The organism is Fontivita pretiosa, from assembly GCF_050410795.1.
GTDB lineage: Bacteria > Planctomycetota > Phycisphaerae > Tepidisphaerales > Tepidisphaeraceae > Fontivita > Fontivita pretiosa.
This window is the reverse complement of the sequence record NZ_CP191258.1, coordinates 5,221,061-5,232,924: the sequence shown is the minus strand read 5'-3', so window position 1 is coordinate 5,232,924 and position 11,864 is coordinate 5,221,061. Positions and strand designations below refer to the sequence as shown.

Here is an 11,864-nt window from a genome sequence, read left to right as displayed (position 1 = left end):
GGCAGGGGCCTGACACGACGCTCCCCTTCCCACTTTCTGGCGACGCTCGCCGGGGTAAACACCCGGCGAGCGTTTTTACGCGCCCCGCATGCCTCATCCAGCGGCACACCGGGTGGTTGCGATCTACTGGTTCAGTTCATAGACCACAAACCGGTCGGTTTCATGACGCGCATAGTGTTGGTCCGCGTCGCTCGCCAGCGCCTGGAGCGTGGGCAAATAGGCGCGTGGAATGATCAGGGCGGTGGCGCGCCCCGGCCAGGGCTGCGGCACTTCAAAACAGAGATCCACCGATTGATCAATCAAACGGGATTTCAGCGATTCGGGCGTCCAGACGTGACGCTTGAGGGCGCGGTCGGCGTAGTACCACAGGGGCAGGCTGTTGTCGCTCTCGGCCAGCAGCACCGCGGCATCAGGCGGCGCCGATTCGCGGATCAGCTCCCCCAGTTCTTTGGGCGAATAGTTGTACGGTCCCGGCATGATCGGTGGAGGATTGCACAACTCGTCAACCGCGCGCACGCCGTTCCAGACGCCCAGGGCCACCACCGCCACACCCACCATGACATTGGCCACCTGAGGCGGCAGGCGCGTCTGGATGCCGATGAGGATCCGGTCCAGCGCCAGTGCGGCGGCGGCGACGAGCACCGGCGTGAGCGGCCACCACCACCACTCGTGCTGGTACACGCCCTGCCGGCCAACCAGCACGTGCAGACCCGCCCACGCCAGCAGCAGCCCGACGAACCGATCGCCCGGCGAGCCGAATCGCCGGACCACCGCCATCACCAGCCACAGGATCGCCAACAGCGTGATGGGGATGGTGTGTCGCGCCACGGCGAAGCCCCAGACAGCATGAACAAGCCAGTCTGTGAAGCCAAACTGATGCGCGGTATCGGCGACGTTGCTCAGCGCCCGACGCTTCAGCAGCCAGGCCATCCAGTACCAGTCCCGATTCGCGATCGCCAGGTAAGCGTATTCGACGGCAAAGATGGCAGTCGCGATCGCGGCGAAGGCGGCGATCCATCCCCAGCTTCGCCACGGTCGGCTGAGCACGAAATGAAGGCCGAGCACCGGCACAAGATAAAACGCCGGCCAGTCCATCAGCGCAGCTCCAAGCATTGCCAACGACAGCAGCGTCAGGCTGCCGGGCGATTGCAGCGTATGAAAACGTTCGTAGGCGGCGACGGTGAGCAGGGCGAAGAAGACAAGCTGGGTGTTGATCACGTCGGGAAAGCCGCCGTAGATCAGGGTCATCGGAATGCAGGCGAAGATCGTCGCCGCCAGCAGCCCGGCGCGCGGTCCGGCGCGTCGGGCCAGCAGCCAGTGGATCAGTGCGATGCAGCCGATCGTGAACAGCATCGTCGGCAGCCGAACCTGCCAGTCGCCGGGCAGAGACAGGTAATCGCCGCGATATCCAAACGCCCCGAAGACCGCCGCCACCAGCAACGGAGTGCTCGGCGGATGGTTGGCGTAGAAGATCGCCGGCGCGCCCTGACCCATGCTCATCACCGGCGCACCCAGCGTCGCAGTCCAGTCATAGCGGAAGTAGTTGCGGGCCAGCAGGCCGAAGAACGCGCCGCAGCCTTCGGGGTTGCGCTCGAAGGGCCGGTTCAGCATTGCTGCCTGATACCCCGTGGAAATCAGAAGGATCAAAACCAGCAGTATCGAAGTGGCGCTAGTCCGCGGGCTCACGCGCGACAGTGTACCCGGGGTGGGGGCGACGCGGCTCATGCGACTTTTCGGAAGCAGGCGTAGATGAACTTCTGTGGCGCGTTGCGCGGAGTGATGTGTGTCTCAGCCGCGTCTTTTACCAGCTCAAATGGCTGACCAAACTCCTGGGCAAGGCGCGGGGCATCCCATCGCTGCACGTCCAGTCCGCTACAGCGTGGCGGGCCGTCCGGTGCGAAAGTGGCGATGATCAGGTGCCCGCCGGGGACTACGGTCCGCCTCGCTGTTTCGATGTACTTTCGACGATCCTCCGGATCCGTCAGGAAGTGGAACACCGCCCGATCATGCCACAGATCGTATGGATCCAACTGCGGAGAGGCGGTGATGTCGGCCTGCACCCAGTTGACGCGCTGTGCCAATGGTCCAAGCCTGTTCCGTGCCATCTCCAGCGGTGCCCGGGCGATGTCCAGTACCGCGACGTGCTTGAATCCCTCCGCGAGCAAGCGATCGACCAGCAGCGACGCTCCGCCGCCGATGTCGATGATTCGCGCGGTTCGATCAACCAGCGCACGGATCAACTCCAGGGACATCCGCGGCTGGGGCTGATACCAGCTCACCTGCGTCGGCGATGTGCTGAGGTAGACGCGTTCCCAGTGGTCTTGGGTGGACATATGCTTATTAGTTTTGGAGTGGTGCCCGCGGCTGTCAAAAGGGCTGATCGGCAGGCCGGCAACGATCGGCCGCCGAGGGCAAGCGATCTTGCCTGAAATCCTGCAAACCGGCGTTCGGATCAGTTGTCTGACTTTTTTGACTCCGGTCGCGTATAATCGGGCGGATGCTCGCCGATCGATAGATTGGTGTTTTAAACAGATTGGATGAATCAGATGCTACACACGCTCGCGCTTGGGATGCCGGGGCCGGTTGAATGGATCGTGATCGGCGGGGTGGCATTGTTGCTGTTTGGCAAGCGACTGCCCGAAGTGGCGCGCAGCCTCGGCAAGGGAATCGTGGAGTTCAAGAAGGGACTGAAGGGGATTGAGGAAGATGTGGAGACGGCTTCGTCGCAGCCGACAGGTGCGTCGCGACCGCCGGCTCAATCCCCGCCGCCGAAGTTCGATCCTTACACGGGCAAACCGCTGGATCCGAACGCGACTCCGCCCGGCGCCGCCTAGACGCCGCAGGTCGCACCGCTCGGAGCATCGCAGATCCATCGGACCGCTGGCGGTCAACTGGATCCAAGGGAGGCACCATGCATCGGCCAGGCTCGATCCTCGTTTGTCTGATGTGCCTGTTTCTGATTGGCACGGCCGACGGGCAGCAATTCGCGTCGCAGTCGCGACAGCAGCCCCAGCAGCAGGCGCAGCGCAGTGCCCGTCGCGCGTTAAATCTCATCCTGCCCGAGATCAAGTTCGAAAACGTCTCGCTGGTCGATGCGATCGAGTTTCTCCGTGACGTATCCGCGGCCAACATCCACGTGAACTGGAATGCCCTGGAGGCCGTTGGGGTGGGCCGTGACACCATCGTCAACGTGCGACTTCGCGCCGTTCCGCTGCGCAAGGTGCTGGGGCTGGTTCTTTCCGAGGCTGGCAGCGGCAACCTGCTCACCTACTACATCGACGAGGACGTGATCGAGATCACCACCCGCGAAATCGCCGATCAGCAACTGATCACCCGGGTCTATCCGGTGGACGACCTGTTGATGGAAGTGCCGGACTTCATCGGCCCCGATTTCCAGCTCCAAAGCGCGGCAGTGGGCGGCGGCGGGGGAGGTCAGCAGATCTTCACCAACACCAACGACAAGGGTGAAAAGCCACTGACACGCGCCGAACGTGCCCAGCAACTGGTTGAATTGATCCAGGCGACGATTCAGCCGGAAGTGTGGAACGTCAATGGCGGCCGGGCCGCCATCCGCGTCTACCGCGGCTCGCTGATCGTCACCGCGCCGCGATCGGTGCATGAGGCGCTGGGAGGATAGAGCGGGCCGATGCAGTTTGAGCTGGCGATCCTGGGGGCGGGGAACATGGCTGAGGCGATCGCTCGCGGGCTGATCGGCGCGGGGGTGTACGCGCGCTCGCAAGTCATTGCCGCCGACGTCTCGCCACAGCGACGCCAACTGTTCGCCGAAACGCTGGGCATCCAGGCGGTCGAGTCGCCCGCCGACGCCGCACGACAGGCGCCAGTTCTTCTGCTCAGCGTCAAGCCGCAGAACATGAAGCAACTGCTGGAGTCGATCCGGCCGGTGATCGCCGATGACGTGCTGGTCGTCTCGATCGCCGCGGGAATCAGCACCCGCTTCATCGAGCAGCAGCTTGCTCCGCGGCTTGTGCGCGTGGTACGAACCATGCCCAATACGCCGATGCTTGTTGGCGAGGGTGTGGTTGCAATGGCCCCGGGCGCGCGGGCCACGCAGTGCGACCTGGAGGCGGCGCGCCGCCTGTTCGCTGCGGCCGCCACCGTCATCGACGTTTCCGAAGACAAGCTCGATGCCGTCACGGCGCTGAGCGGTTCGGGTCCGGCGTACTTCTTCTATCTGGTCGAGGCGATGATCCGCGCCGGGCAGGAAATGGGGCTGACGCCGCAGCAGTCGCACACGCTGGCGACCCGCACAGCGCTGGGGGCGGCAAGGATGCTCACCACCCTGGACGATTCGCCACAGGAGCTTCGCCGAAAGGTTACCAGCCCCGGCGGCACGACCCACGCCGCTATCACGCACATGGAACAGCATCAGTTTGCTCAGATCGTCGTCGATGCGATCAAAGCCGCGCAGGCACGCAGCCGCGAGCTGGGCAACTGATCCTCGCAGGTCAACCAACGGAACCGGTCCTATGAAACCAGTCATCCGCAAGCTGCTGTTCGGTGGAGAAGGTGCCGCGACCGTCTTTGCCGACATCGGCCTGACGATCCTGCGTCTTGGCACGGGGCTGGGAATCTCGCTGGGTCACGGGCTGGGCAAGGTCTGGGGCCCCGAAGGCTTCGGCCCCTCGCCGCAATTTGTCGCCGGCGTGCAGGGGCTGGGACTTCCGTTGCCTACTGCTTTTGCCTGGCTCGCGGCACTGACCGAGTTTGCCGGCGGACTGCTGCTGGCCGCCGGATTGTTCACGCGTCCGGCAGCACTGTTTCTGTCGATCAACATGGCGGTCGCGGCGTTTGTCGTCCACGCCGACGCTCCGCTGTTCATGACCGGCCAGGGCGCGGCAAAGGAACCGGCGCTGCTGTACCTGCTACCGTTTGTGTTCTTCATTTTCGCTGGCGGGGGGTGGTTCTCGGTCGATCATCTTCTTGTCGGCACGGGTCGGGCCAGTCGCCGGAATCATGCCTGAGTCAAGCGATTGGCGGCGAATTGTCGATCCGGATTCCGATGAACTTTCGCAGCGGTCCTCTGCTCGTGCTGCTGGTGTTGCTGCCGCTGGCCGGCTGCACGACAACCGTGATTCCCCCGCAGAATCCATCCGACCCCGTGCCGATCTACCTGACCGACTATGGCCGGCATTCCAGCCTGCTGTTGCCCGTGACCCAGACTCAGTACGTCGAATATGCTTTCGGAGATTACGAGTGGTTCGCCCGCGGAAACACCACCTGGTGGGTGGGGCTGCGGGCGCTGCTGAACTCGCCGCAGGCGACGCTTGGCCGGCGCACCATCATCATCAAAGACGCCAGGATGGATCAGCAGACTCTGCTGGAGCAGATGAAGCGGGAGCTGGATTGCGCACGGGTGACAAGGATGGAAGTCTCGCGGCCGCGGGTCAGCGCGCTGGTGTTTGAGCTGGACGGACGCTTCCGCAACAGCGCCAGGGTTCATCGGCCGGTGTACAACCCGGGCACCGATCTGGACCACGTGCCGGACGGCGAGCACTACTGGGGGCTGCACAACTGCAACCACGTGACGGCGGGATGGCTGCGGCGGCTGGGCTGCGAGGTTCGTGGTCCGGCGATCACGTCGAAATTCCGCGTCGAGAAAGCATCGGGAGTCTTTTCCGCGCCACAAGGAAATTCCCGACCGCTTTCCTGCGACCGACCCCTCTCTCACAGCACTTCGGTGGCGCGCGGGTAGCTGCCCAGAACTGTCAGTTGCAGGCAATGCCTCTTGGCTTCGGCGATCGCCTTGGCCATCGGCGGGTCGTCCACATGCCCCTGCGCGTCGATGAAGAAGTAATACTCCCAGTTCACCTTCTTGCTGGGACGTTTTTCGATGTCGGTGAGGTTGATGCCGTTGTCCCGGAACACATCCAGGACTTCCGCCAGCGCCCCCGGTTTGTGCGCGGTGGTGAACATGATTGCGGTCTTGTCGTCTCCGGTGCGACGGGCGCTTTCGCGTCCGATCACGAAGAACCGCGTGACATTGTCCGGGTTATCCTCGATGTTCTCGAACAGCACGTGAAGCCCGTACAGCTCGCCAGCGATCGTCGAGCCGATCGCCGCCGCGCCCGGTTCCTGCGAAGCCAACTCCGCTGCTTTGGCGGTGCTGGCGGCGGGCTGGATGTCGCGTCCCTTGGCTGTCGAACTCAGCCAGTTGCGGCACTGACTGAAAACCTCCGGCTTGGAGTAGATTCGCCTGATCTGCTCCCAAGGCTCCTTGGCCAGCAGGTTGTGGTGGATCGTCATCTTCACTTCGGCGCAGATTCGGGCCGAACTGTGCAGGAACGCATCCAGCGTGTCGATGACCCCGCCGTGCATGCTGTTTTCCACCGGCACCAGACCGTAGTCGGTGTGCCCGCGGACAACCTCCTCAAAGACACTGGGGATGTCGGACAGTTCCACGTATTCGACGCTGCTGCCGAACTTCGCAATCGCCGCCGCATGCGAGAATGTGCCCCGCGGACCCAGAAACCCGATCCGCAGCGGCCTCTCCAGCGCAAACGAGCCGCTCATCAGCTCGCGATACACCGCCTCCAGACATCGATCCGGCAGCGGGCCGCGATTCAGCTTCCGGATCCGCTCCAGAATCGCCTTCTCGCGGTCCGGAGCGTAGATCGGCGAATTGTTGGCCTGTTTGAGCTTGCCGATTTCCACCACGATCTTGGCGCGCTCGTTGAGCAACTGGACGATCTGGGCATCCAGTTCGTCGATTCTGGCGCGCAGTGGATCCAGCTCCGCAGGCTCCGCGGGCGCGGGCGAAGCGGCCGACGCTGACGACGGCGGCGGAGGTGTCCTTTGCGGTTGTGACGGACCGGCCATAACTGTGTTTTATCGACACATTCCCGCGGAATCAAAGGGGCCGCTCGCCTCTGTAGCATGCGGCACGGCAGCGATCCATCCTGAGTCGCCGGTGTAGAACCGGCCTGACGGGGCCGCTATACTCTGACCGGGGTTCTGGCAGATTTGGTGCAGAGCATTCCGTGATGAAGGAGTCGGTAGTATGCCCGGCATGACGATGACCGAGAAGATCCTGGCCAAGCACAGCGGGCGGGCGCATGTTTCGCCCGGGGAAAATGTGTGGGTGGATGTGGACATCCTCATGACCCACGACGTATGCGGGCCGGGAACGATCGGCATCTTCTACGAGAAGTTCGGTCGCGACGCGAAGGTGTGGGACCGGGACCGCGTGGTGATCATCCCGGATCATTACATCTTCACCGCCGACGAGAAGTGCCACCGCAACGTGCAGATTCTTCGCGACTTCGTGAGGGAGCAGGGGTTGAGATATTACTACGACCCGGAATTCGTGAAGAACGAGCCGGGCATGCCCAACCCCTATCGCGACCCGACCAGGACCAGCTACAAAGGTGTGTGTCACAAGGCTCTGCCGGAAGAAGGGCACGTTCGACCGGGGGAGATTCTTCTGGGAACCGATTCGCACACGTGCACGGCCGGCGCGTTCGGGCAGTTCGCCACCGGCGTGGGCAACACCGACGCCGCGTTCACGCTGGGCACGGGCAAGACCTGGCTGAAGGTTCCGCCGACGATGAAGTTCACGTTCCACGGACAGATTCCGCCCTACCTGACCGCCAAGGATTTGATCCTTGCGGTGATTGGACAGATCGGCGTGGACGGGGCGACGTATCGCGCGATGTACTTCGCGGGCGAGGGGATTGCTTCGCTCACGCTCGAGGATCGCATGACGCTGACGAATATGGCCATCGAAGCCGGCGGCAAGAACGGCGTGTGCGATGTGGACGAGAAGACCCTGGCTTACGTGCGGAAGCGCTCCAACCGCCCCGACTGGGAAGTCTTCACTGATGATCCTGACGCCAAGTACATCTACGAGCACGAGTGGGATCTGGCGACGATGGAGCCGATGGTCGCCAAGCCGCACAGCCCCGACAACAAGGACACCGCGCGGAACTGCTCGAAGGTGAAGCTGGACCGGGCATACATCGGAAGTTGCACCGGCGGGAAGATCACCGACATGATCTTCGCGGCCAACATCCTCAAGGGAAACAAGGTGAAGATTCCGACGTTCGTGGTTCCGGGCAGCACGGAGGTGCACGCGGACATGAAGCGGCTGAACCTGCGCGGCGTGCCAAAGGACTCCAATGAGAAGAGCATCGAGGACGTGCTGGCCGAGGCGGGATGCTTCATCGGCCCCTCGGGCTGCGCGGCGTGTCTGGGCGGACCTTCGGACACGTTCGGGAGATTGAACGGCACCGAAGTGTGCATCAGCACCACCAACCGCAACTTCCCCGGTCGGATGGGCAGCAAGCACAGCGCGGTGTACCTGGCATCGCCCCTGACCGTGGCTGCCAGCGCCCTGCGCGGATACATCACCGATCCGCGCGAATATGTGACTCAGCGCATCGAAACCGGCGTGGCGGGGGTGGTGTAAGCGGATCGCCATCAAGGTGCGTCGGGATGCAACAGCAGCACACAGGATCGCCGACCGAGTGACGATGAGCGGTTGCCGCCACTTGCGAGTACAATCGGAACACGGCACTTTCGCGCGAGCGCATATCGATTGATCCGCAAATTCATCATCGCGATCCGTGTATCAAGACCAGGCGCGTCCCAGGGGTCGTCATCACCGTACCGCTACGCACTGGCCCTGGGCGCCGCACTGATCTGGAGCGCCGCTTCTCTGGCCAACGAGCCGATCGAGGGTGTGCAGGCGGCGGCGCTGGATCAGCCTCGCGTTTACCTGAACCTGAGGCGAAGCGCGGATGGTCCCATGCTCAAGACCGCCGATGCCGAGCCGCTTAGCGCCGTCGAAGCGTTTCTCGATACCGGCGCCAGTGGTGTGATGCTGGCCGGCGAGACGGTCCGGAAGCTCGGCATCGTGCGGCAGAAAACCCGCGACGGTAAAGAGGTGATCTTCGAGGACACCGGCATTGCCGGCGCGGAAAAGTTCGGCGTCACCGAGCCGCTGCTGGTGTCGCTGGCGGCGTACCCCAGGTCGAACCCGGAAGCGGCCGATTACTCGCAACCGATCGGTCCGATCCGCATGCAGGTCCGTCCGCCAGGCGGGTTGCTGGAACTGGTCGCGCCGGGGCTGGATGTGGCGGGCATGCCCGTGATGCTCGGCAAGGTCGTCGTGCTGGATCCCAAGCCGCTGGCCGACTTCGATAAGATCCGCACGTCGGTTGTCTTGCCCGACGATGCGTCAATCCCGAAGACCTCGCTTCACGTGCCGCTGACCGCCGTTTCATTCGCGCGCTTCACGCGCGTGCATCCGCCGGATGCGCCCGGTCCGGACATGGTCGGCAACCCGATGATCGGGCCGGACCCCTTCAAGCCCGACGATCCGCGCAAGCCGGTGGTTGTCCGCTACCGGGGTCGCAGCGTCAGCGGCACATTCCTGCTGGACACCGGCGCCGCCACATCACTGATCTCCACAAAGCTGGCGAAGGAGCTGAACCTGCGCGTGGCCGACAACGGCGAGCTGCCGGATGTGCCCAAAGAGCAGAAGTTCCAGCTTCTGATCGGCGGGCTTGGCGGCGGCAAGCAGGCCAGCGGAACGTTCTTCGATCGGCTCGAGTTGCCCACGCGTCAAGGCCCACCGATCGTCTTCGCCAAGGCGCCGCTGCTCGTCGCCGACATCACCGTAACCGATCCGCAGGGCAAGCCCTACACTCTCGACGGAATCCTGGGCATGAACTACCTCGTCGCAAGCGCCGAAATCACCGGCGGGCTGCTGCCGGACATCGGCAAGATCGTCGCTGGCCCGTGGCGCTGGATTGTCATCGACTTCAAGTCGGGCGTGCTTGGACTTGAACCGCAGTGAATTTGCGGCAATCTGTTTGCCCTCATGAAACACCTTCGCGAAGAGTTGTGGTTCAACACTCCGCATCGGCGGGATTACATCAACATCACCGACAAGGTCGAAGAGCTGGTTCGGCGCAGCGGCGTGCAGAACGGGCTGTGCCTGGTGAACGCCATGCACATCACCGCCTCGGTGTTCATCAACGATGCCGAAAGCGGGCTGATTCAGGACTTCGACGACTGGCTGGAGAAGCTGGCGCCGCACGCACCGACGAGCCAGTATCGGCATAACCGCACCGGCGAAGACAACGCCGACGCGCACCTGAAACGGCAGATCATGGGTCGGGAGGTTGTCATCGCAATTACGGACGGAAAACTCGATTTTGGCCCGTGGGAGCAGATCTTCTACGGCGAGTTCGATGGCCGCAGACGCAAGCGCGTGCTGGTCAAGATCATCGGTGAATGACACAAAGGGAAGCTGGGGCGAGGCGTCGCGACGTGCCGCGTTGCCCGTTCGCATGGTTGTGCCTTGCCACCGTGCCGCTGCTTTTTGAAATTCGGCTGTTTATCAGACCAGATGCACCGCAGATTACCCGAGAACTGGCTTGGGTTTCGCTTTTTTGAAAAATTCGCTACCCATGCGAGCCGACTAGACGTACTAATAAGCCCTGCTATAGCCTTCAAGGGCGGTGGCGACGGTCAGACGAAGCTGATGATGCAGCAGATGTTAGCCCCGCAAAGCATGGAGTTGGACTGGGCCGAGCCGCCGCAGGCGGCGCCGGGGCGGCAGGACGATCCCGCGCCCGTCAACATCCCGGCAATGTGTCGCAAGGCGGCATGGCAACTGCTGCGGGACGATCCGCAGTTTCGGCATTTTGCCGCCGCTCCGCCCTCCCGCGACCGCCTCTGCGATTTCGTCTTTGCCACCCCCGACACTGCCCACAACCCGGCACAGATCTTCAAACGCCTGCGCTGGGGCGGACAGTGCCTGTTCGCCACTGCCTATCGCAAACAGGCCGTCGAGCTGGCGCGGCAGTTTCGGGATTACGGCTTTGCCATCGAGCAGGGACCGACCACCATCGTCGAGCAGCGTCGACTCTGGCTTCCGTTTCTTTCGCGCAAGGTGCATGCGTTCGTGGCTAGGAAGATGCAGTTGCTGGCGCCTGGAGAAATCACCAACCGATTCACGTATCACGTTCAGCTTGTTCACCACAGCGACCCGCAACAGCCGATCATCGTGCAAAAGGAAGTTCCCGGCATCGAGTCGGTCATCGAGCGGCTGAGAAAGAAACATCCCGATTACCCCGCCGCCGGCATCGAAAAACTCGCCGCCAAGTTCGTCAACAAGATCTTCCCGACCTTCCTGACCCGCGAAGCGGGAATTCTGCTGATCCTGGCCGAGCATCTCCCGTCGCCGTACGACAAGCGCGTGCCACGGTTGATCGACATGGAAAAGGACGAGCGCGGGTTCGTCAGGCGGTTGCGAATGAGCTGGCTGCGCAACGGCGGACCGGCGCTGTCGCACATCGAGTTCGCCCGGCAAAGCGCCGACCTGCTGCGGGTGATTCACGACATCCCGCGCGTCATACACCTGGACCTGCGACTGGATAACTTCGTGATCACGCCTCAGGGTGTGGGATTCGTCGATTTTGGCTCGGCCGTGCGCGAGAATGAGGACCTGTCCCGCAATCCACTGCTTCAGTCGCTGTTCGGCGAGCTGCTGCGCACCAGCCAGATTCAGCGGATGATGGAGCAGATGACTCTCAGCGGTCAGGTCACCAGCCAGGTCATTCGCAGCAGTTGCCACAAGCCCGACAAAGCCGCGGATTTTTTCTACCTGGCGCTTCAGTTCAACTCTCCGCACAACAATCCCGATCTGGCGGGGCTGATCGAGTACGATCCTCGCAGTCGCGAGGCTCGCGACCTGGCAGCGCTGACCAGCGAGATCCTGCGCCCGGCCAATCCCGCCGCCCCGACGTTCCGTTCCGCAAGAGACATTCTGCGTGGCGTGGAACGGCTGCAATCGGGTCTCACGCTCAGCGGCACATAGCGGCCTGCGATCCGTTGCG

12 protein-coding genes are annotated in these 11,864 nt (G+C 63.1%); 9 read left to right on the top strand and 3 right to left on the bottom strand.

All coding sequences use genetic code 11. The annotated features are described in order from the left end of the window. Window positions 1–123: 123 nt before the first annotated feature. Both ACQS5P_RS21215 and ACQS5P_RS21210 read right to left on the bottom strand, forming a co-directional pair. A complete protein-coding gene (locus ACQS5P_RS21215) occupies window positions 124–1,647 on the bottom strand; it encodes an ArnT family glycosyltransferase (RefSeq protein ID WP_428938617.1) in 1,524 nt (507 codons plus the stop codon). 74 nt (window positions 1,648–1,721) lie between these two features. Next, on the bottom strand, window positions 1,722–2,333 hold the full coding sequence (locus tag ACQS5P_RS21210; protein ID WP_428938616.1) for a class I SAM-dependent methyltransferase: 612 nt from the start codon (window positions 2,331–2,333) through the stop codon (window positions 1,722–1,724). A gap of 213 nt (window positions 2,334–2,546) precedes the next feature. Here ACQS5P_RS21210 and ACQS5P_RS21205 point away from each other — a divergent pair, with 213 nt between their 5' ends. The 5 genes from ACQS5P_RS21205 to ACQS5P_RS21185 all read left to right on the top strand — a co-directional run bounded on the left by ACQS5P_RS21205 (window position 2,547) and on the right by ACQS5P_RS21185 (window position 5,713). Beyond that, window positions 2,547–2,834: a Sec-independent protein translocase subunit TatA/TatB gene (locus ACQS5P_RS21205; RefSeq protein ID WP_428938615.1), complete on the top strand. Its 288-nt coding sequence runs from the start codon at window positions 2,547–2,549 to the stop codon at window positions 2,832–2,834. Window positions 2,835–2,911: 77 nt separating this feature from the next. Further along, entirely contained in the window at window positions 2,912–3,637 is a 726-nt protein-coding gene (locus tag ACQS5P_RS21200) for a hypothetical protein (protein WP_428938614.1), read from the top strand. A 9-nt stretch (window positions 3,638–3,646) separates the two neighbouring features. Further along, complete coding sequence (gene proC, locus ACQS5P_RS21195; protein ID WP_428938613.1) at window positions 3,647–4,456, top strand: pyrroline-5-carboxylate reductase; 810 nt, start codon at window positions 3,647–3,649, stop codon at window positions 4,454–4,456. A 31-nt stretch (window positions 4,457–4,487) separates the two neighbouring features. Next, complete coding sequence (locus ACQS5P_RS21190) at window positions 4,488–4,982, top strand: DoxX family protein (RefSeq protein WP_428938612.1); 495 nt, start codon at window positions 4,488–4,490, stop codon at window positions 4,980–4,982. Between the two features lie 38 nt (window positions 4,983–5,020). After that, the gene (locus ACQS5P_RS21185; RefSeq protein ID WP_428938611.1) at window positions 5,021–5,713 is read left to right on the top strand and encodes a hypothetical protein; all 693 of its coding nucleotides are present in this window, start codon (window positions 5,021–5,023) and stop codon (window positions 5,711–5,713) included. On the opposite strand, the gene pheA is transcribed toward ACQS5P_RS21185, so the two are convergent. Continuing rightward, window positions 5,686–6,837: a prephenate dehydratase gene (gene pheA, locus ACQS5P_RS21180; protein WP_428938610.1), complete on the bottom strand. Its 1,152-nt coding sequence runs from the start codon at window positions 6,835–6,837 to the stop codon at window positions 5,686–5,688. The two genes, ACQS5P_RS21185 and pheA, sit on opposite strands and share 28 nt — an antisense overlap. Before the next feature lie 181 nt (window positions 6,838–7,018). Between pheA and ACQS5P_RS21175 the strand changes: the two genes are divergently transcribed. From ACQS5P_RS21175 to ACQS5P_RS21160, 4 genes are all read left to right on the top strand, one after another. Further along, window positions 7,019–8,425: a 3-isopropylmalate dehydratase large subunit gene (locus tag ACQS5P_RS21175; RefSeq protein ID WP_428938609.1), complete on the top strand. Its 1,407-nt coding sequence runs from the start codon at window positions 7,019–7,021 to the stop codon at window positions 8,423–8,425. Between the two features lie 129 nt (window positions 8,426–8,554). After that, window positions 8,555–9,817 (top strand): aspartyl protease family protein, encoded by a 1,263-nt coding sequence (locus tag ACQS5P_RS21170; RefSeq protein ID WP_428938608.1) that lies wholly within the window; start codon window positions 8,555–8,557, stop codon window positions 9,815–9,817. A gap of 24 nt (window positions 9,818–9,841) precedes the next feature. After that, on the top strand, window positions 9,842–10,261 hold the full coding sequence (locus tag ACQS5P_RS21165) for a secondary thiamine-phosphate synthase enzyme YjbQ (protein ID WP_428938607.1): 420 nt from the start codon (window positions 9,842–9,844) through the stop codon (window positions 10,259–10,261). A gap of 249 nt (window positions 10,262–10,510) precedes the next feature. Further along, window positions 10,511–11,845: a hypothetical protein gene (locus ACQS5P_RS21160; RefSeq protein WP_428938606.1), complete on the top strand. Its 1,335-nt coding sequence runs from the start codon at window positions 10,511–10,513 to the stop codon at window positions 11,843–11,845. The last annotated feature ends 19 nt before the right edge of the window (window positions 11,846–11,864 follow it).